The following is an 18,823-nucleotide window of genomic DNA, read 5'->3' as shown; positions in this document are numbered from 1 at the left end:
GCCCATCGGCTACCCAGCTCATGGTCAACGTGGCGATCCGCACGATGGCAACGCCTGCGGCGTGTCAGGAACTCGGCGCATCGATTCTCAGGTCGCGGGGACAGCGCGACCACCGGCCGAAAAGCTTAACGCGCGCGGCGTCCCTTTCGCGCTGCCAGCGGCAACCCGGTGCCCGGTATCACACGGTCGAACTGCCCCTCAGGGCCTGCCGCCGGGCGAACCGCCACCTGTTGCGGCGGGAACCGCGGGTGCGGGACCCACGCCACCATGCCGTGATCCAAGGTCACCTCGGGGCGTACCGATCGGCGGAGGTCTGCGGTCTTGAGAGGGCGGACCTCGCGCCAGGATCAGGCGGTGAAGGAGAACGGCGCCCGACGGCGGATCAGCGTCAGCGCGACCGCACCGGCACCGATCAGCGCCGCCGCGATGGCGAGCAGGGTGCCGACCTCGGTACCCGTGACCGGCAGGCCACCGTAGACGTACCGGAAGGTGACACCATCCGAGGTACCAGCCGGGGTGGTGACGGTGACCGTGGTGTCCCCGCTGGTACAGGCTGGGGTGACGAAGGTCAGCGAAAGGTTGTTCGGGCTGACCGTGACCGCGCTGGCCACGATGGTCCGCGCGCAGATGGTGACGATGGTGTGGCCGGGCACGAAGCCGCTGCCGGTGACCGTGACGGTGGTACCGCCGGAGGCTGAGCCCTGTTCCGGGTCGATGTCGGTGATCGCGGGCGTGGCGAGCCCGTAGATGAAGTTCGGCGCGGTCGCGGATCCGGCGGGGAAGACCAGTCGGACCGGGACCGAACCCGCGTCGTGGGTCGGGGTCAGAACGGTGATGGTGGTGCCGACCGGGTTTACCGTGAAGCCGGTTCCCGGGATCTCGCCGAAGGTCACCCCGGTCGCGCCTTGGAAGCCGGTGCCGGTGATGGTGACCAGCGTGCCGCCGGCGGTCGGGCCCGAGACCGGGGTCAGGTTGGTCACGCTCGTCGCGCTGCCGTCGGCGATATAGGTGTACGCCAGCGGCGCGGCCGCTCCACTCGAGGTACTGACCAAGACCGAGCCCGGTCCGACCGCTCCTGATGGCGTGGTCGTGGTGAGCGAGGTGCCGCCGGGCGCGACGACCACGTTGGTCGCAGGTGTGCCGTCGAAGGCGACGTTGGTGTCGCCGATGACGAAGTTGGTGCCGGTGATGGTCACCTGCTGCCCGCCCGACTGCGGCCCGGAGTTCGGGGTGATGGAGACGGCGGTGGGAGCTGCGGCGGCCAGTGCCCGCTCACATGTCGCCGAGGCGAGAGTCACGCTACCCGCGTCGACTTCGATTGGGAAGCCGGATATCTTGCCGGTGATCGAGACGGTGGCGAATACGGCGGTCGCGATGGCACCGGTGACGGTGACGGTCTCGGTGCTGGTCAGCGTGATGTGGAGTTCACCCTCTTCCAGGCCGCTGAAGCCGTACCAGGTGCTGCCGTTCACGCCTGGGGTGTTGGGTACCAGGTTGACCGGGGTACCGAAGAGAGTCAGGCCGTTCAGCACAGTGTCGGCGGTCTGTGTACCGACGGCTGGGCAGGTCACGTCTGCGGAGATTTCGGTGGCTGTGATGTTGGTGCCGCTGGTGCCGAGGATGTTCAGTGTGAAGTCTTCCACGGTGGACGATGCGTACGAGATTCCCGGATCGCGGGAGGCGTTGACGCTCACCGTGCCTCTTGCACCGACCGCGCCGGGCAGGATGATCGCCAGCGTGTCGGAGTCGGTGCCGCCGCCGGGCGGCGCGGTTACCGAGCCGATCGTGGCCCTCGCACTGAACGCCGGGTCACCGGCCACGTCGGCGAAGAGTCGCGCCGAGAATCCCGTGGCGCTCGCGTCGCCGGGCGCCGCGAGGGCGGGGGACGCCGGTCCCAGCATCGCCGCACCGGCGGCCGCGAGGATCACCAGTGCTGTTGATGTGTTCCACCGGACAGGACGCACCGTTGTCGCCTCGCTTCAAGATCGTGTCAGAGCCGTCCCCGGCGAATGGGGAAGACCACCCAACTCGATCCTTGTAACGAAGACATAAAGGGCTAGTTACGACAAACCCGATCATATGCCGAAACCTTTGAAACTCTCAATATCCAACAAGCCCTAGTAGTACGGCAGCCTCCATTCGAGATCATGGCTGGAGTTCAAGGTTGAGGCGGCGTGTGTAGTGGGCTCGTCGGGCTCGGGCTTGATGCCGACGTCGCCAGCCCGACCAGTGCAAACGATGGGTGAGGTCGCTTATCGGGCGGATGATGCAGGCGTTGATCAGTCGGCGGATCTCGTTCACCGTCAGCTTGATCAGTCCGGTATCGGCCGGGTCATCGTCGACAGCGTCGGCAGCGAAGATCGCAAGGACGGCGAGGGCGGCCAAGGCGAGGGCGGTGAACCGGCGCCAGGAGTACCAGCGGCGGATTTGGTACTGATCCAGGCCGACCTGGCCCTTGGCCGCCTGGAAGCTCCTCGACGGTCCATCGGATGCCGGCGACGCGGACGAGTTGAGCGAGGGTAGCCGGGCGCGGGGCCCAGCAGCGGTAGAAGGCCAGTTCCCCGGTGGTGGTGTTGCGGCGGATTAGCAGGCTGTGGTGGCCTCCGTCGTCGGGGTCGGCGTCGGCGCACACGTCGTCGAGCCAGGCCCAGTCGTAGGAGCGGGGGCCTTTGGATCCTGCGCCAGCGCTGCGGCGCTGCCAGGTCGACGCCGGAAGTTCTGCGGCTACCCGGTCGGCGCGTATCCGGCTTTTGCCGCCGTCGAGCGGGATCAGATGGCTGCGGGACACGGCGAGGACGTAGCCGAGCCTGTGTTCGCGCAGGTGGACGCGGAAGGCAGCGCTGTTGCCGTAGGCCTCGTCTGCGGCTGCCCACCCCGCCGGCACGCCGGCGTCGAGGGCGGCGGTGATCATGTCGGCGGCCAGCTCTGACCGGGTGGCGAACTCGATCTCGTCGGGCACACCGGCGACCTGGCACCGCTGCCGGTCGTGCCAGCACGTCTTGACCTCAAGATTGGACAGCAGCCCCGTCACGAACTCTGCCGCGCCGCACGACGCGGCTCCACCCGCCCGAACCGGCCCGAGAAGCATCCCAGCACCCCGGCCAGCACCCGCTCCCACCGAGCAACGGCTACGCTGTGGCATGCGGCCGCGGGATTTGATGTTGTATCCACAACGCACAGACGATCACCCGGTGGCCGCCTCGCGTCCACCCCGGCTCAGCAGCAAGACCTTGGACGGCAGCTGCCGTACCAATCTAGGACCGACGCGGTGACCACCCGGGGCCGCCCGGAGACGAGCCACGCAGTAACACGTGCGGATCGCGGCCGAGTTCCAGGAACATCCGGACGTCGTCAAAACGTTCGGCGCCCACCTCGATGACGTTGGGCAGCCGTCCCCACTCCTGGAATCCGAGCTGCTCGTAAAGCTCGATGGCACCGTGGTTGTTGCCGCGAACGCCGAGCGCCAGGGTCTCGATCCCGGCCTTGCGGGCGTCGTCGACCAGGGCGGCGGTGACAAGTCGTCCGATCCCACGACCTCGCCCCGCCGGGTGCGCGGTCACCCTTTCCAAATCTGCGTAGTGCGCGAAGATTGGCTTCGGGCCGCGTCGCCACAGGCCGGTACCAACCACCCGGTCGTCGAGCACGGCCAGTACCAGCGCCGCGTCGCCGGCACCGACCAGCATCAGCACGTGGTCCAGCCAAGAATCCGTCTCGGTCCGGCTGGGAGGCACCGCGTATCCGATCGCGCCACCGAGCTCGGCCACCGCATGCAGCACTCGGTGCACGTCAGCGCGGAGTTGCTCGTCCGCGACGGTCGGCCATTGGAGCTCGACGCTCGATTCCATGACCGGTGATTCTACGGAGCCGAGTCGAAAACTCGGCCCGGCACTGGTTCCTCGGTGACGGCATCCGGGTCGCGTGGTAGCAGGCGGCCGCCGAAGCGGCGGTACCGGCGTCACGCCGTGTCGTGTCATCCTGACCGGATGCGAGTCGCATCGATTCACACGTACCCGGTGAAGGGGTGCCGCCGGGTGGACCGCGACACGGCGCGGGTCGAGCCGTGGGGCCTGGACGGCGACCGACGCTGGCTGATCGTGGACGAGCACGGGCTCGGCCTGACCCAGCGCCAGCACCGGGAACTGGTAACGATGCGGGCGGTGTCCCGGCCGGGCGGGCTGACCCTGGACGCGCCGGGGCTGACCACGCTCGACCTGGCCGAACCGACCGGCGGCGAGGCGATCCAGGTCCGGGTGTTCCGGGGGCGGGCCCCCACCCCGGTTCGCGCCGCCGGCCCCGAGGCGGACGACTGGCTCACCCGGCTGTTGGGGCGCACCGCCCGGCTGGTCTGGCTCGGTGACCCCACCGGTAACCGCGTTCCCTGGCCGGTTCCGGCCGGCTCGGGCGCCGAGCTGAGCTTCGCCGACGGCAGTCCGCTGCTGCTGGCCAACACCGCGTCGTTGGACGCGTTCAACGACTGGCTACTGGAGTCGGGCAGCGCCGAAGGGCCGCTGCCGATGATCCAGTTCCGCCCCAATCTGGTGGTCAGCGGTGCCGTGCCGTGGGCCGAGGGCGACTGGGTCGGCCGGCGGATCAGGATCGGCGGGGCCGTGTTTCACGGCACCAGCGAGTGTGGCCGCTGTCTGGTCGCGACGATCGACCAGGAGACCGGGGAACGAGGACGGGAACCGCTGTGGATGCTCGCCGCACGGCGAAAGGTCGACCAGAAGCTTCTCTTCGGTCTCCAGATGACGGTGCGGGCCGAACCGGGCGGACCCTCCCCTGAAGTCAGCGTCGGGGACACGGTGGAGGTGCTGGACTGACCGGGACGACCTGCTCGGAGTCTGTTGCGCTGCCGCAGGTGGTGCGGCAACATCAGGCGCCGTGACTGCACCAGGCACGGACCCCGAGAACGACACCCCGGCCGGCGACAGCGGCACGCACCGGTCGAATCGGCGGATCAGACACTGGCTGGCCGGCGCCGGGGTCACCGCCCTGGCCGCCGTACTCGGCATCACTCTCGCCTTACGCTCCGGCGCCGCCCCGGCCTGCGCCGCACCACCGACGGGCAACACCGTCCACAAGGGAAAGGCCACGTTCTACGACTCGGCCGGCTCGGGCGGCAACTGCTCCTTTCCGAGCCCCCCGGCGGACCGGCTCTATGTGGCACTCGGCCCGTCGGAGTACGCCGGGGCGGCGGCCTGCGGCGGTTACCTGGAGGTGAGCGGCCCGAAGGGCAAGGTCCGGGTCGTGGTCATGGACCAGTGCGCCGGATGCGCGCCCGGCCACATCGACCTCTCTGACGAGGCGTTCGCCCGGATCGCCGACCGGGCGCAGGGCGTGGTGCCGGTGACGTACCGGGCGGTGATGAGCCCGCCGCTCGACGGAGGTCTCACCTTCCGGATGAAGGACGGCGCCTCGCAGTGGTGGTTCGCGGTGCAGGTGGGCAATCACGGCAACCCGCTCCGCTCGGTCGAGGCGAAGGGGCCGGGCGGCAGCTTCCGCGCGGCGGCTCGCCAGAACTACAACTACTGGATCATCGAGGGCGGGCTGGGCCCCGGGCCCTACAGCATCAGGGTCACCGACGTGTACGGGCGCCAGGCAACCGCCACCAACATCCGGATGCTCGCGGAGCAGGTCCAACGCAGCACGGCCTCCCTCGCCGGCCCCGGTACCCCGGCCGGCACCGCCCGTACGTCCAGCAGTTCGCCCTCGGCCCGGCCGACCCCCACGGCGAGCCCTGCCCCGACCGTCACCATCCCACCCTCGCCGACCCCGGCGGAGGTGATCGCCCCGGCGACGACCCTGGAAGCCCTCGCCGGTGCCGCCCCGCTCGGCACCCCCCGCTGCTGATCCACCCCCACCCGCGCCAGTCCCGCCCACCGCCCCCCGCCTGGCGAGCTGGGGCAGGGAGCACGTGAGTTGGTCTCTGACGTCCATCCCCGTGCCGGGTGGAGCTGGCTCAGGCGGGAGCCGGCGGCCCCGCCGGGCGTGGCCCACCGGCGACGATCGGTGTCGGGTCCGGTGGATCGATCGGCCCGGGCAGTCTCGCCGCGATCAGGATGCCGGCCACCAGGGTCACGACGGTCACACCGGGAACAACCGACACGCCGTCGGCCGGATAGCTCGTACCGGCGAGGGTGAAGAGCATCGACGAACCGAACATGGAGAACACCAGGCCAGCGAAGACCACCGGCACGGTGACCAGCGCGCCACCGACGGCGGCGAGCGCCGTCCAGAGCGCGACAGGGCCGCGGCGTCGGCCGGCGGGGTGCCACCACAGCAGGGCGACGACGACCACGAACAGTGGCCCGACGAGCAGTGCGCCGTAACTCGTCACGTGCTGCCCGATCCCAAGGCCGGTGGTGGCGCCGAACCCGGCCAGCAGCAGTGCGGGCAACGCGGCGAACCCGGTCGCGGCGATCGTCGGCAGCGCGCGGACCCGGGCCGCGGCGACCGCGACGGCGGCCAGCATGGTCAGCAGCGCGGGGAGCACGGTGGTCACGGTGGGCAGCCCGACCGGCAGGAAGGGGTGGTTGACCGTCGGCGTGCCCTGGAGCAGGAGCAAGGGCGCGCAACAGGCCGCGACGACCGCGACAACGGCAAGCCGTCGACGCACGACGAGGGACCTGTCGTCCGGGCCGGGCCGCCCGGCTATCCACCCGGCGACGCACACTGAGACCGCCGCCGAGGTCAGGGCGATCGCCAGCCCTGACGCACCGGTGACACCGGTTCGTTCCAGTGCCGCGTCCACGCCGAGAAGCAATCCCGTCAGGAGCAGTGCGCCGACCGGCGCACCGCGCCGACCCGCCACCACGGTCAGCATGCCGAGCGCCGCCAGCAGGATGGCCGTCCAGCGCAGTTCGGCGACCCACATGAACAGTTCACCGTCGCCGCCCGGCATCGGTGCGATGCCCGCCACGACCGACATCCGGGGGGTGAGCACCGCCACCGTGTACGCCCAGGCGACCACCGCGGCGGCGAGGATCAGCGCTCCCCAGACCGTGGTGGTGGAGGTCGACGGAAAACGCGGTGTCGGCCCGACCCTGGCCGGAATGAGTCTCATTCCGGCCAGCGTAGTTATGGCGGCCAGCGGGCGGTGTCCCGTAACTCGTTGTTGGACGCGACGCACCCGCTCGGCTCCTGCTGACCGCAGCCGCCTCTCGGCAGGGAGCCTGGTTGTCGGAAAGTTTCCGGGACGTGACTCGGCGGCCGGCGGGGCCGCGACACCGTTGGTCGACAGTGGCAGGTGACCTCGGACCGTACTTCCGGCCACGTGGCGACGGCGTGGACCCCCTCAGGAGCATCGCGGGCATCGACTGGTTGCCGTAGCCGGGTGACGCGCCGCTCTGTGATCAGGAGCGCCAATCGGCGCGAGACGCCGAAAACTTCCGGAAACATATTGACGCACATCGGTGTCTTACTCGACCCTTGGGAATACCGAGACATCCGTGATCATCGATCAAACAGGTCACCACCCACCCGAAAGGAGAGCCCTAGTGATCATTAGCTCGGGCCGCTCTAGGATTCGATCGTCAGTCGTCCTGCTGGCGGTAGCGGCGCTCGCGGTCACCGGAGCGGTAACGGTAGTCACGCAAACCACCACCGCCCAGGCGGCCGCCGACAATCTCGTGGCCGCCGCCGCCGTGGAAGACGAGGGTGCAGACTGCCCGGTGCCCGGCGCAGTCTCCTTGACCGCCAACTCCAGGCTTCCCGATCCCTTCAGAAAGGTGAATGGGACACGCATCTCGGCCAAGTCCGAATGGCGGTGCCGACGAGCAGAGATCAAGGAACTGGCGGAGAGGTACGTCTACGGAGACAAGCCGAGAAAGCCGGCAAGCGTCACGGGGACGGTCTCGAGTACCAGCATCACCGTGAATGTGACAGACAATGGCAGGAGCTCCAGCTTCTCGGCAGGCGTCCAACTGCCGAGTGGCTCCGGCCCGTTCCCGGCCGTCGTCGTGCTGGGAGGACTCGGCGCGGACACGGCCACCATCAGGGCCGCTGGTGCCGCCATCATCAGCTACGACCCTCTGGCGGTCGGCCGCGAAGGCACACCACGGAACAACAAACAAGGCGCGTTCTACAGTGTCTACGGTGCCTCGAGCAGCACCGGTCTACTCGCCGCCTGGGCGTGGGGCGTCAGCCGGATCATCGACGTCCTCGAACAGTCGGGCGGCAACATTCTCAGAGCGGATGCGACCGGTGTAACCGGATGCTCGCGGTACGGAAAGGGCGCCTTCGCAGTCGGTGTGTTCGATCAGCGCATCGCCCTGACCATGCCGATCGAGTCGGGCAGCGCCGGCGCTCCGATCTTCCGTGGAATCGCCGGGGAGTCCGGCGCCCAGCCTCTGAGCAGCGCCTACGGGGAGCAGCCCTGGCTGGGTGACGCGTTCAGTTCCTTCACCGGCAATCCGAACACGTTGCCCGTGGACACACACGAGATGGTCGCCATGGTCGCGCCACGGGGCCTGTTCATCATGGAGAACCCGCACATCGACTGGTTGGCCGCCAGATCCGGAAGTGTGGCGGCCCTGGGCGGAGCGGAGGTCTACAAGGCACTTGGCGCGGGGGAGAACATCACCTACTGGTCCGATGTCCAGGACGGCACCCACTGCGCCTCCCGGACCGAATGGCGGACGCCGTTGCAGCAGAACATCCAGAAGTTCCTGCTGAAAACGGGCAATGCTCCTGGCGCGATCAGGATCTCGAGCAGGAAGGCGGGCAACCTGGCTGATTGGCGGGATTGGCAGACGCCGACCCTCTCCGACGGCCCGACCACTCCGCCCACCACGCCCCCGAACACCCCGCCGCCCACGACCCCACCGCCCACGACCCCACCGCCGACCACTCCACCGCCGACCGGTGGTGGCTGCTCGGCGTCGATGTCGATCAACCAGTGGACGGGTGGTTTTGTCGCCACGGTGCGGGTCACCGCCGGCTCCTCGCCGGTCAACGGCTGGACGGTCTCGGTGCCGCTGCCGTCGGGCGCAAGCGTCACCAACGCCTGGAACGTCAACCGTAGTGGGAACACCGGCACGGTCCAGTTCACCAACGTCAGTTACAACGGCTCCCTCGCCGCCGGTCAGTCGACCGAGTTCGGCTTCCAGGGCACCGGTACGGGCGCGGGCTTGACCCCTACCTGCTCCAGCGGGTAACTCTCCCGCTCGCGGGCCCGGTGTGGCGGCGGCAAACCGCCACACCGGGTCCCACACGTCCGGATCCCGGAACGGGCGACTCTCAGACCAGCAGAGCGGGTCTCATCTCCGCGCCCAGATTGATCCCGCCGACGACCTGGCCACTGGCGGGATCATGGACGTCGATGGTGTTGTTGCGCCGCATCAGTTCCCGGGCCGGGGGCGGCAGCGGCGGTGGTTCCTCCATGGCCGCGCGGAGCTGCTGGGCGGTGGAGATCAGCCGGTGGGCCAGTGAGGCGCCGTCGACGTCCGCCCGGACGCGGCCGTACTCCCAACCGGCGGCGGTCAGGTCGAGTACCTCGAACACGTGCGCCAGCAGCGGGTACGGGTCAGCCATCCGGACCAGCCGGGGCGCCCGCTCGCCGACAACCGCGACAGCCGCAGCCACCTGCACGTACGGATGGAAGCCACCCGGCAATGCGAACAGTGGAGACCGCAGCTGCGGTCCGGCCACCCTCCACAACGGCCGGTAGTTCCGGCGGTCGACCTCGAGCCGGTGACCGGTACGCCGGTACAGATCGCCAGCCTGGGCGAGAAGTTCACCATGGGCCTGGTCGGCGACCTCGGCGACGATCCTGGCCGCGACGACCACGCCGTCGTCGCCCTCCAGCAACCGCGTCACCGCGTCGACCTGGTCGGCAAACCGGACCTGCACGGCACCACCGAAGCGGTGCCGGACGTCCTGAAGCATTGACTCCTGCCGGCTCGGATCGTGCTGGACCTGCCTTTTACCCAGCAGAGACCGGAACCACCGCATGTCGCCTCGTTTCAGCAGCCACCTGAGAACCCGGCCATGCTAGCTGAGTGAGTGATCGACGAGGGTGCCGGACCTTGTCCCCCGGTGGGAAGGGCAACGGTCGGTCGCTGCCCTGTCCCGCAGTCCGTTCCCCGTCAGGGTTCCAGCGCCCCGGCAACCGTCGACTCGGCGACGATCAGTCCGGCCGGCGCCGCCAGCGGCAGGTGCGCCACGAGCGCCCAACCACTCGCCTCGAGCCACTGTGTCACCTCGCTCGCCTCGTACGTGTCACCACCGCTGATCATCAGGAACTCACCCGATCCGAGACGGGTCGCCGGATGGGGTGCCGCCGCGTCGCGCCACCAGTCGACCAGCAGCAGCCGGGCCTCCGGTGCGACCACCTTGGCCAGCCGGGAGAGCAGTTCGATGTTGCGTTCCGGCGAGAAAAGGTGCAGAAAGTTCGCCACGACCACCACGTCGTGTCCGACCGGCAGAGGGTCGGTGAACACGTCGCAGCCGAGCAGGTCGAGCCGCTGCGCGAGCACGTCGTCGGCGATTTCCCCCTGTGCTACCGCCACCACCTCGGGCAGGTCGACCAGGGTGGCGGTCAGCTGCGGGTAGCTGGCCAGGATGGGCTTGGCGAACGTACCGAGACCGCCGCCGATGTCGAGCACCCGCCGGTGCGGCCCGAAGTCGTAGGCCCCGGCGAGGTCGGCGGCCGTCTCCGCGGTCACCAGGGCGACCGACGCCTCGTACGCCTGGGTCTGCGCGTCGCTGAGGTCGGCCCGGACACCCTGCCGGGTACGGAACGCGGTGGAGGCCCGGGTCCAGGCCGGGTAACTGACCGTGTCCCAGTAGGTCAGCATGGGACGCATGTCCAGTGGCCCCCGGCCGGCGAGGAACGCCTCGGCGTCGGCGGCGTTGCGGTAACGCTCGCCGTCGTGTTCGAGCAGGCCGGTGGCGACCAGCAGATCGGCGAGCGCGCGGGCGCTGCGGACCGGGAGCTGGCACCGGTCGGCGATCGTCCGCGCCGTCGCGCCCTCGGCGGGTAGGGCGGCGAAGAGGCCGACCTCGGCGGCGACAAAGAGCGCCTTGGCGGTCATGAAACCGGACGCCACCGCGGTGAGCCGCGCGGGATTCGGGGGCGGCGGCTGGTCCGGGTGCGCTGCCCCGGACTGCGGCGGCGCGAAGACACGACGTACCGGCTGGTCGACCATTGATCCCCCCGAAGATCGTAAGTCATCGATGCAGGTGGGCTCATCGTACGACGGCGGCGGCGCGCCGGTGACCCCGTTCCCGTTCCGGTGTGGTGCCCGTCGGTCAGGCGGCGCCGACCAGGGTCCGGGCGTGGCGGGGGTCGTCGGCGTCGAGCGCGAGCTTCGCCAACCGCTCGCATTCGGCAAACGTCCGCTCGGCGAGCGCCGCCCGAACCGGCCGCAGGGCCGGGCCCGACATGGAGAGGCTGGTGACACCGAGCCCGGCCAGGACGGGTGCGAGCAACGGGTCCGCCGCCGCCTCGCCACAGACCCCGACCGGCTTGCCCGCCGCCCGCCCGGCGGCCGCCGCGTCGGCGATCAGCCGCAGCAGTGCGGGCTGCCACGGGTCGAGCAGTTCGGCCAGGTCGCCGGAGTGCCGATCGGCGGCGAAGGTGTACTGGCTCAGGTCATTCGTGCCGATGCTGAGGAAGTCGACCACCTCGAGGAGCTGCGCCGCGCGCAGCGCCGCCGCGGGCACCTCGACCATCACCCCGGCCTTCGGCAACCCGGCCGCCCGGACCGCCTCGGCGAAACCGGCCGCCTCGGCCCGGGTGGCCACCATCGGCGCCATCACCCAGACGTCCGCGCCGGTGTCGTTGGCCGCGCGGGCGATCGCCTCGAGCTGCGTACGCAGCACCGCCGGCTGCCGCCGGGCCACCCGCAGCCCCCGGACCCCGAGCGCCGGGTTCGGCTCCGGCGCCTGGTGCAGGAACGGCAGCGGCTTGTCCGCGCCGGCGTCGAGCGTACGGATCACCACCCGACGCCCGCCCATCCGGCTGAACACCTCGCGGTACGCCGCCGTCTGCTCGTCCGGGCCGGGTTCACGGGTCCGGTCGAGGAAGAGCAACTCGGTCCGGAACAGGCCGACGCCCTCGGCGTTGCCGGTCGCCGGTACCTCCCGGGCCGATCCGACGTTGGCCAGCAGCGCCACCGGATGACCGTCCGTCGTACGGCCGGGTCCGGAGACCGCGCCCACGTCGGCGGCGCGGGCGGCGGCGGAGACGCGGGCCGCCAGGGTGGGGGCGTCGAGCCCGCTCTCGACCAGCCCGGTGGTCCCGTCGACCAGCACCGTCGTGCCCTCGGTGAGGTCCCGCAGGTCGGCGCAGCCGACCACCGCCGGCAGTTCCAGCGCGCGGGCCAGGATCGCGGTGTGGCTGGTCGGTCCGCCGACCTCGGTCACCAGCGCGACGACCTGCTCCGGGTCGAGGTCGACCGTGTCGGCCGGGGCGAGATCCCGGGCCGCGAGCACGTACGGGTGGCCGGGCGAGGGCACGCCGGGCATCGGCCGCCCGAGGCAGACGGCGATCGCCCGGTCCCGCAGGTCGTCCAGGTCGGCCACCCGTTCGGCCAGGTAACCGCCGGCAGCTTCGAACACCGCCCGGTAGCCGGCGAACGCGGTGTCGATGGCGTGCGGGGCGTCCTGCCCGGCGGCCACCTCGGCGCGTAAGGAGTCGGCGAGGACCGGGTCGTCGGCCATCATGGCCTGGGCCCGGAGCACGTCGGCAACGGTCTGCTCGCGGGCCCGGTCGGCCCGTCGGCCCAGTTCGGTGACGACCGTGGCGAGCGCGGCCACCGCCCGGTCGGCCTCCGCCACCGGATCCGGCACCACGGTCGGGGCAGGCAGGGTGGGCACCTCGCCGACCCAGAGCACGGGGCCGGCGGCGGCGCCGGGGCTGACCCCGATGCCGCGCAGCGGCGCCGGGGATGACGGTTCAGGCATCGGCCTGCTCCTCCGCGTCGAGGTCCCGGGCGAGCAGGTCGGCGAGGGCGTCGAGTGCGGTGTCGGCCCCCTCCCCCTCGGCCTCGATGACGACCTCGGTGCCGCGCTTGGCGCCGAGGGAGAGCACCGAGAGCATGCTGTTGGCCGGCACCGGCCGCTTGTCGCCGACCCGGATGGTCACCCGGACCGGCTGCGCCGCGGCGGCGGCGACGAACAGCGCCGCCGGGCGGGCGTGTAGGCCGCTGGCGGATCCAACGGCGACCGTACGCATGGGCATGATGCTCTCCCTCTTCGACTCGGTCCGGACGGCTCAGGGCTCGATGGTGACCTTGATGGCCTCGCCCCGGGCGACGATGCCGAGGGCATCGATCGCCTGGTCGAGCGGGAGCCGGTGGGTGATGAGGTCGGCGACCGGCACCGCGCCGGTGGCGATCAGCCGGAGTGCCTCGGCGTTGTGCGCGGGGCTGGAACCGTTGGCGCCGACGATGGTCAGCTCGCGGTAGTGCACCAGGTTCGAGTCGCACGCGATGATCGGGTTGTCCTTCGGTAGGCCGCCGAAGAAGCTGATCCGTCCCTGTCGTGCGGCCATCTGGATCCCCTGTTCCTGGGCCGCGCCGGAGGCGGCGGCGGTGATGATGACGTCGGCGCCGCGCCCTTCGGTGAGTTTCAGGATCTCGTCGACCGGGTCGACCTCGGTGCCGCAGATCGCCGCGTCCGGGGTGACCAGGGCGGCGGCCATGTCCAGCCGGGCCCGGTTGAGGTCGACCAGGAAGACCCGGGCGGCGCCACGGGCGCGGGCCAGCCGTACGTGCAGGCAGCCGATCGGCCCGGAGCCGATGATGACGACGTCGTCACCGGTGCCGACCCGGGCCAGCTCCTGTCCGTTGAGGACGCAGGCGAGCGGTTCGGCGACCGATGCCTCGGCGAAGCCGATCCCGTCGGGGATCCGGTTGAGCCCGTTCACCGCGAGCACCTTGGCCGGTACGACGAGGTACTGGGCGAAGCCGCCCTCGTAGTGGTAGCCCATCGACTCCTGGTTCGGGCAGACGGTCATCCGGCCCCGCCGGCACTCGGCGCAGGTGCCGCACGGGATCGCGGCGATGACCTGCACCCGGTCGCCGGCCGCCCAGCCGGTGACGTCGGCGCCGGTCTCGACCACCTCACCAGCGATCTCGTGCCCCATCACCCGGGGCGGGTGGATGTGGTGGTGCCCGAACTTGGAGATCTTCACGTCGGTGCCGCAGGTGGAGCAGTTGCGTACGCGGATCTTGACGTCGCCGGGACCCGGGGTGGGCTCGGCCATGTCCTCGATCCGTACGTCACCGGGTGCGTGGAAACGAACGACCTTCATGAGTTGCTGTCCTCCTGTGCCGCCGCGAACAGGCGGAGCACATCGTCGGGGTGGGTGGCCTCGCGCAACGCGCGGGCCTGGTCGGGGTCGAGCAGGATCTCGGCGAGGCGGGCCAGGATCTCGACGTGCCCGTCGCCACGGGCGGCGATGGCGACACAGACGCTGACCGGCTGGCCGTCCCAGTCCACCGGTTCGGGGAACCGAAGCACGGCGAGCGCGTCGCGGTGGACCAGGTCCTTGCCGGCGAGGGTGCCGTGGGGGATGGCCACACCCTCCCCGATGTACGTGGGGACCGAGCGCTCGCGGGCGAGCATGGTCTCCACGTACCCCGGGTCGGCGGCCCCGATCTCGACCAGCGCCTGTCCACAGCGGCGGATCGCGTCGTCGCGGTCGGTCGCGGTCTCAGCCAGTCGGAGGGCGCGCGGGTCGAGCAGTTCGGCCAGGTTGTCAGCCACTGATCTCGTCGCCCGTCTCGATCGCCTTGACCACCTTGGTCACGGCCGGATCGCCGAGGAAGACCTGGAACGGAATGATGATCTTGTCGGGGGCGCTGGCCCGGGCCCGGGCCGCCAACCCGGTGTGGGTGACCACCAGGTCGGCGTCGGCGGGAATGGAGTTGACCGGGGTGTGCTCGACCGTGACCGAGAACTTCTTGAGCTGCTTGCGGAGCTGGCTGGCGAGCATGACGCTGCTGCCCATGCCGGCGTCGCAGGCCACCACGATCTTGTGGACGTCCTTGCCGTTGATGCTGCCCATGGCGGGGCACCCCTCTCGTTCGTACGGTCCGGTCAGCCTTCTGCGTTCGCGGTACGGGCGGTTGCCGGGCTGCCCGCAGCATCCGATGTGGCCTTTTCCGGCAGTTGCCCCTCGGCCGCCGCCTCGTCGACCTCCTGCGCCGCCTCCCGGTCGCCCCCGAGTCGGCCGAAGCCGAGTAGCGCCGACGCGACCACGAAGGAGACGACGGCGGCGAGCAGGACACCGAGGAAGACGCCGAACCAGCCACCCTTCGGGGTGACCGCCGCGTAGGCGAAGATGCTGCCCGGCGAGGGGGTGGCGACGAGTCCGGCACCGGTGATCATGAAAGTGCCGACACCGGTCGCCCCGCCGGCGATGGCGGCGAGGATCAGTCGCGGCTTCATCAGCACGTACGGGAAGTAGATCTCGTGGATGCCGCCGAGGAACTGGATGATCATCGCGGGTGGCACGCTCGGCCGCAGACTGCGGGGACCGAAAAGCAGGAAGGCCGCAAGCAGGCCGAGTCCGGGACCGGGGTTCGACTCGATCATGAACAGGATGGACCTGCCGGTCTCCTGCGCCTCCGCGACCGCGAGCGGACTGAGCACGCCGTGGTTGATCGCGTTGTTGAGGAAGAGCACCTTCGCCGGCTCCACCAGCACCGAGGCGAGCGGCAGCAGGTTGTTGCCGATCAGCCAGTCGACGCCGTTACCGGCCCAGGTGGTGAGCTGTTCGACCACCGGGCCGATCACCCAGACACCGACCAGGGCCATGCCGCCACCGATGATGCCGGCGGAGAAGTTGTCCACCAGCATCTCGAACCCGGGTCGGATCCGGTCCTCGATCAGCCCGTCGAAGAGCTTGAGCAGGTACGCGGTGAGCGGCCCGACGATCATCGCGCCGAGGAACATCGGCACGTCCGCACCAGCAGAGTTCCCATGTGCAGGTTACTCTGCTTCCCATGTCTCCTCGGGCTACTGGCAGGCCGGCCCTGCACGCAGTCACCACGTTGACCGCAGTCCTCTACACCCGCGTCTCAATGGACCGGCGCGGGCGACGGAAGTCGGTGCTGGAGCAGGACAAGGACGCCCGCGCGGTGGTGGCCGATGAGGGCTGGTCGCTCCCCGACGATGCCTGCTTCACGGACAACAACCGGTCGGCATCCAGATTCGCGACGCGGCCCCGGGTTGGCTGGGATGCGCTGCTGGAGTACCTAGCGACCCACCCCGTGCACGTTTTGATCGTGTGGGAGGTCTCCCGTGCCGAGAGGAAGTTGGGCCCTTGGGTTGCCGTGCTCGACTTGTGCCGGGATCGGAAAATCCTCATCCATGTCCTCAAGGATCAGGAGACGTACGACCCCTGCAAGACCCGTGACCGGAAGTCCCTGGCTCAAGACGGTCTAAACGCGGAGAGCGAGACGGAGCTGCTGTCCGAGCGGATCCGACGGGACAAGCGGAATGCCGCCGCGAATGGCCGACCGGCGGGAATCGTGCCGTACGGGTACATGCGGGAGTACGACGGGCACGGGCACTACCTGCGGCAGGTGCCTCACCCGGGCCAGGTGGAGGTGTTGCGTTGGATGGCCGAGCGGGTTGATCGGGGTACCCCGCTGCGGAGGATTGCTCGCATCCTGAACGAGCGGCGGGCGACCGCCAGGCGGGAGGCTTGGGAGCGGGCGCGGGAGATCGGGGCGACCGATCGGCCTTGGGGTGAGCGGTGGAAGGCTGTTCGGGACGTGGTGACCGCAGGGAGGGTGTGGGATGCCCCGAGGGGTGGCGAGTGGAGCCATTCCCAGGTGCGGGTGACGCTGCTTCGTCGCACGTATATCGCGGAGCGGGTGCACCAGGGCGAGGTGATTGGGCCGGCGAAGTGGCCTGGGTTGATCGACGAGGATCGGTTCCTCCGGATACGCGGACGGTTGCTGGACCCGGCCCGACGCAACGGTGACGACAACTCGTTGACCTACCAGTTGTCCGGCGGGGCGTTGTGCGGGGTTTGCCGCAGCCCGTTGCGTCCCCAGGCGCGGATCAACTACCGGTGCGAAAAGAGTGGGTGCATGGCGGTGGCGGCGAAGGTGCGGGACCTGGACCCTGCTGTGGATCGGTTCATTCTGGCGCGGCTGCGGCAGGAGGATGCGGCGCCGGTGTTTGCCACGCAGTCGTCGGACGCGGCGTTGGAGGAGGCGCGGCGGACCGAGCGGGAGTTGCAAGCCGAGCTGGACGAGTATTACGACCTGGCCGGTGCCCGTCGGCTGTCGCCTGCCGGGTTGGCGGCGATGGAGGCCCGGCTACGCCCTCAGATTGAGGCAGCCGCGCGGCGGGTGCGGGAGTTGAGTGTGCCGGCTGTTCTGCGAGGGCTTGACCCGATCAAGCTGGCGGACACGTGGCCCGACAATCCGGTGTACATCCGCCGCGAGGTGATTGTGGCGTTGGCGGAGATTGTCCTCTCCCCTACTGGCAAGGGCTTCCGGTTCAGCGTGCAGCGCCTGGCCCAGTCGCGGTGGCGTGGCGATGAGCTGACGTGGGGTGAGCGGTGGGAGTTGGCCGGCTGAGGTGTTAGCCGGCTTGCCGCCGTGGTGCTGGCTTCGTGGCGGGGTTGGCCTTCTTCGCCGACGGCTTCGCCGTGCGCTTCCGGAGGAGTTCGACCAAGGCCCCGATCTCCTCGTCGGACATGTCCCCTTGTTCGACGAGTGCGATGAGTTCTTCCGTTTGGGCGGTGAACTGCCGTACGGGCTCGGGGGGTAGGTCCATCTCCTCGCGGGTGACGAGGCCGAGGAGTACGGGGATTTCGAGGACGCTGAGGCCGAGCACGCGAAAGACGGCGCGGAGTTTGTCTGCCTCAGGGCTGCCGATTTTGCCGTTTTCCCAGCGTTTGATGGTGGGCAGGCTTACGACGTCTGCGCCGACCTTCTCCACGAGGACTTCCTGTGTCCATTTGTGGCGTTTTCGTGCGGTTTTGATGGCATCAGCGAGCGCGGTTGCGGCTGATGGGTCGATCGGCATGCGGTGAGGATAGGGCCATTCGGGCATCCCTGGGGTGTCATCTTTGACACGTGTCAGTCCTGACACCCCCGTGTCACGGTACATGAATACCACCTTCTGCGAGCTAATCAGGACAGACCGTAGTCACTATACATAGATAAGCCTCACTTTCAAATCTCGGCGTGTCGGGGCTTGCGTATCAGCACTGACACCCTGCATGATGGGTGTCATGACTGACACCCTGATCGCAGCGCCAGGGGTCATCGCCGACACCACCGGGCGCTACCGGCTCACCCGGGCCGCAGTCGAACACGCCAAGACCAAACACGGGCTCGCCAACGACGCAGCGGTCTGGACGGCCATGGGCCTCTCCCGCTCGACCTTCTACCGCATGCTCGCCGGCACCAGCAGCCCCACCGGCCGCCTCATCTGCCAGGGCTTCGCCACCTGGATCGGCTGGCCACTCGCCGACACCTGCGAACCCGTCACCGACGAGGCCCCCAATGGCCACTGACAAGCGCACCCAGGACTGGTACGTGCAGGCCGCTGTCACCGGCGCCCCGCCGCTGTCGACCGCCGTCATGGACCGGCTCCGGTCCCTCATCGGCGCCGACAGCGACACCTACAACGCGGAACCCGGCGCCGAGGTCCGGGCGCTCAACGCGCCGACCGCCATTGCCGAACCGGCCGAGCCCCGACAGGCCGCCGCGTGATCACCGACTTCGCACCTGGGGAGCCCGTTGGGGTGCCGGCAGACCGAGGGGGACTGCCGGCACCCCAGCCGACCGGAACACCCCGAAACGCAGAGCGGGCCACACCCGTCACCGGTGTGACCCACTCCCCGGTCGAG

General features: G+C 69.9%; 18 protein-coding genes and 1 pseudogene. 6 read left to right on the top strand and 13 right to left on the bottom strand.

Features of this window, described 5'->3' with window-relative positions; translation table 11 throughout:
• Nucleotides 1–347: 347 nt before the first annotated feature.
• From BDK92_RS36380 to BDK92_RS36370, 3 genes are all read right to left on the bottom strand, one after another.
• Nucleotides 348–1,964 carry an IPT/TIG domain-containing protein gene (locus BDK92_RS36380; RefSeq protein WP_147457258.1) on the bottom strand — a complete coding sequence of 539 codons (1,617 nt, stop codon included), beginning with the start codon at nucleotides 1,962–1,964 and terminating at the stop codon, nucleotides 348–350.
• A 368-nt stretch (nucleotides 1,965–2,332) separates the two neighbouring features.
• The gene (locus tag BDK92_RS36375; protein ID WP_246017428.1) at nucleotides 2,333–3,088 is read right to left on the bottom strand and encodes an IS701 family transposase; all 756 of its coding nucleotides are present in this window, start codon (nucleotides 3,086–3,088) and stop codon (nucleotides 2,333–2,335) included.
• Nucleotides 3,089–3,254: 166 nt separating this feature from the next.
• The gene (locus BDK92_RS36370) at nucleotides 3,255–3,845 is read right to left on the bottom strand and encodes a GNAT family N-acetyltransferase (RefSeq protein ID WP_121160818.1); all 591 of its coding nucleotides are present in this window, start codon (nucleotides 3,843–3,845) and stop codon (nucleotides 3,255–3,257) included.
• 138 nt (nucleotides 3,846–3,983) lie between these two features.
• Here BDK92_RS36370 and BDK92_RS36365 point away from each other — a divergent pair, with 138 nt between their 5' ends.
• Nucleotides 3,984–4,820, top strand: coding sequence for an MOSC domain-containing protein (locus tag BDK92_RS36365; protein ID WP_121160817.1), 837 nt, complete (start codon nucleotides 3,984–3,986; stop codon nucleotides 4,818–4,820).
• Between the two features lie 61 nt (nucleotides 4,821–4,881).
• A complete protein-coding gene (locus BDK92_RS36360) occupies nucleotides 4,882–5,850 on the top strand; it encodes an expansin EXLX1 family cellulose-binding protein (RefSeq protein WP_121160816.1) in 969 nt (322 codons plus the stop codon).
• Between the two features lie 109 nt (nucleotides 5,851–5,959).
• Here the strand turns inward: BDK92_RS36360 and BDK92_RS36355 are convergent, their stop codons facing one another.
• Nucleotides 5,960–7,063 (bottom strand): hypothetical protein, encoded by a 1,104-nt coding sequence (locus tag BDK92_RS36355; RefSeq protein WP_121160815.1) that lies wholly within the window; start codon nucleotides 7,061–7,063, stop codon nucleotides 5,960–5,962.
• Between the two features lie 385 nt (nucleotides 7,064–7,448).
• Between BDK92_RS36355 and BDK92_RS40655 the strand changes: the two genes are divergently transcribed.
• Nucleotides 7,449–9,155, top strand: coding sequence for a glucuronyl esterase domain-containing protein (locus BDK92_RS40655; protein ID WP_246017427.1), 1,707 nt, complete (start codon nucleotides 7,449–7,451; stop codon nucleotides 9,153–9,155).
• 82 nt (nucleotides 9,156–9,237) lie between these two features.
• Here BDK92_RS40655 and BDK92_RS36345 read toward each other — a convergent pair whose 3' ends face one another.
• The 8 genes and pseudogenes from BDK92_RS36345 to BDK92_RS36310 all read right to left on the bottom strand — a co-directional run.
• Nucleotides 9,238–9,885 carry a hypothetical protein gene (locus tag BDK92_RS36345; protein ID WP_342775883.1) on the bottom strand — a complete coding sequence of 216 codons (648 nt, stop codon included), beginning with the start codon at nucleotides 9,883–9,885 and terminating at the stop codon, nucleotides 9,238–9,240.
• A gap of 200 nt (nucleotides 9,886–10,085) precedes the next feature.
• Nucleotides 10,086–11,147 carry a methyltransferase gene (locus BDK92_RS36340; RefSeq protein WP_121160812.1) on the bottom strand — a complete coding sequence of 354 codons (1,062 nt, stop codon included), beginning with the start codon at nucleotides 11,145–11,147 and terminating at the stop codon, nucleotides 10,086–10,088.
• Between the two features lie 103 nt (nucleotides 11,148–11,250).
• On the bottom strand, nucleotides 11,251–12,906 hold the full coding sequence (gene ptsP, locus BDK92_RS36335; protein ID WP_121160811.1) for a phosphoenolpyruvate--protein phosphotransferase: 1,656 nt from the start codon (nucleotides 12,904–12,906) through the stop codon (nucleotides 11,251–11,253).
• Nucleotides 12,899–13,183: an HPr family phosphocarrier protein gene (locus BDK92_RS36330; RefSeq protein ID WP_121160810.1), complete on the bottom strand. Its 285-nt coding sequence runs from the start codon at nucleotides 13,181–13,183 to the stop codon at nucleotides 12,899–12,901. The genes ptsP and BDK92_RS36330 overlap by 8 nt, the downstream gene beginning before the upstream one ends.
• Nucleotides 13,184–13,216: 33 nt before the next feature.
• Complete coding sequence (locus tag BDK92_RS36325; protein ID WP_121160809.1) at nucleotides 13,217–14,257, bottom strand: zinc-dependent dehydrogenase; 1,041 nt, start codon at nucleotides 14,255–14,257, stop codon at nucleotides 13,217–13,219.
• Nucleotides 14,254–14,712, bottom strand: a complete 459-nt coding sequence (locus BDK92_RS36320) for a PTS mannitol transporter subunit IIA (protein ID WP_246017426.1) — start codon at nucleotides 14,710–14,712, stop codon at nucleotides 14,254–14,256. Before BDK92_RS36320 ends, BDK92_RS36325 begins: the two co-directional genes overlap by 4 nt.
• Nucleotides 14,705–15,013: a PTS lactose transporter subunit IIB gene (locus tag BDK92_RS36315; RefSeq protein WP_121160808.1), complete on the bottom strand. Its 309-nt coding sequence runs from the start codon at nucleotides 15,011–15,013 to the stop codon at nucleotides 14,705–14,707. The genes BDK92_RS36320 and BDK92_RS36315 overlap by 8 nt, the downstream gene beginning before the upstream one ends.
• 32 nt (nucleotides 15,014–15,045) lie before the next feature.
• Nucleotides 15,046–15,930: pseudogene (locus BDK92_RS36310) on the bottom strand (PTS transporter subunit EIIC); the annotation flags it as partial.
• 23 nt (nucleotides 15,931–15,953) lie between these two features.
• Between BDK92_RS36310 and BDK92_RS36305 the strand changes: the two are divergent.
• Nucleotides 15,954–17,543: a recombinase family protein gene (locus BDK92_RS36305; protein ID WP_147457257.1), complete on the top strand. Its 1,590-nt coding sequence runs from the start codon at nucleotides 15,954–15,956 to the stop codon at nucleotides 17,541–17,543.
• A gap of 4 nt (nucleotides 17,544–17,547) precedes the next feature.
• On the opposite strand, the gene BDK92_RS36300 is transcribed toward BDK92_RS36305, so the two are convergent.
• Nucleotides 17,548–17,994, bottom strand: coding sequence for a helix-turn-helix domain-containing protein (locus BDK92_RS36300; protein WP_170208820.1), 447 nt, complete (start codon nucleotides 17,992–17,994; stop codon nucleotides 17,548–17,550).
• A 208-nt stretch (nucleotides 17,995–18,202) separates the two neighbouring features.
• Between BDK92_RS36300 and BDK92_RS36295 the strand changes: the two genes are divergently transcribed.
• Nucleotides 18,203–18,487, top strand: coding sequence for a hypothetical protein (locus BDK92_RS36295; protein WP_147457256.1), 285 nt, complete (start codon nucleotides 18,203–18,205; stop codon nucleotides 18,485–18,487).
• Entirely contained in the window at nucleotides 18,477–18,686 is a 210-nt protein-coding gene (locus BDK92_RS36290) for a hypothetical protein (protein ID WP_121160803.1), read from the top strand. Before BDK92_RS36295 ends, BDK92_RS36290 begins: the two co-directional genes overlap by 11 nt.
• The last annotated feature ends 137 nt before the right edge of the window (nucleotides 18,687–18,823 follow it).

The organism is Micromonospora pisi, assembly GCF_003633685.1.
GTDB lineage: Bacteria > Actinomycetota > Actinomycetes > Mycobacteriales > Micromonosporaceae > Micromonospora_G > Micromonospora_G pisi.
The sequence above is the reverse complement of the archived record's forward strand: the minus strand, read 5'-3'. Positions and strand labels throughout refer to the sequence as shown.

What these genes read in the sequence shown, in the direction of transcription:
- BDK92_RS36330 (WP_121160810.1), bottom strand. Translation starts at nt 13,183, where the DNA reads ATGCCCATGCGTACGGTCGCCGTTGGATCCGCCAGCGGCCTACACGCC.
- BDK92_RS36370 (WP_121160818.1), bottom strand. Translation starts at nt 3,845, where the DNA reads ATGGAATCGAGCGTCGAGCTCCAATGGCCGACCGTCGCGGACGAGCAA.
- BDK92_RS36340 (WP_121160812.1), bottom strand. Translation starts at nt 11,147, where the DNA reads ATGGTCGACCAGCCGGTACGTCGTGTCTTCGCGCCGCCGCAGTCCGGG.
- BDK92_RS36290 (WP_121160803.1), top strand. Translation starts at nt 18,477, where the DNA reads ATGGCCACTGACAAGCGCACCCAGGACTGGTACGTGCAGGCCGCTGTC.
- BDK92_RS36365 (WP_121160817.1), top strand. Translation starts at nt 3,984, where the DNA reads ATGCGAGTCGCATCGATTCACACGTACCCGGTGAAGGGGTGCCGCCGG.
- BDK92_RS36355 (WP_121160815.1), bottom strand. Translation starts at nt 7,063, where the DNA reads ATGAGACTCATTCCGGCCAGGGTCGGGCCGACACCGCGTTTTCCGTCG.
- BDK92_RS36305 (WP_147457257.1), top strand. Translation starts at nt 15,954, where the DNA reads ATGTCTCCTCGGGCTACTGGCAGGCCGGCCCTGCACGCAGTCACCACG.
- ptsP (WP_121160811.1), bottom strand. Translation starts at nt 12,906, where the DNA reads ATGCCTGAACCGTCATCCCCGGCGCCGCTGCGCGGCATCGGGGTCAGC.
- BDK92_RS36300 (WP_170208820.1), bottom strand. Translation starts at nt 17,994, where the DNA reads ATGCCGATCGACCCATCAGCCGCAACCGCGCTCGCTGATGCCATCAAA.
- BDK92_RS36295 (WP_147457256.1), top strand. Translation starts at nt 18,203, where the DNA reads ATGACTGACACCCTGATCGCAGCGCCAGGGGTCATCGCCGACACCACC.
- BDK92_RS36325 (WP_121160809.1), bottom strand. Translation starts at nt 14,257, where the DNA reads ATGAAGGTCGTTCGTTTCCACGCACCCGGTGACGTACGGATCGAGGAC.
- BDK92_RS36375 (WP_246017428.1), bottom strand. Translation starts at nt 3,088, where the DNA reads ATGCTTCTCGGGCCGGTTCGGGCGGGTGGAGCCGCGTCGTGCGGCGCG.
- BDK92_RS36345 (WP_342775883.1), bottom strand. Translation starts at nt 9,885, where the DNA reads ATGCTTCAGGACGTCCGGCACCGCTTCGGTGGTGCCGTGCAGGTCCGG.
- BDK92_RS36315 (WP_121160808.1), bottom strand. Translation starts at nt 15,013, where the DNA reads ATGGGCAGCATCAACGGCAAGGACGTCCACAAGATCGTGGTGGCCTGC.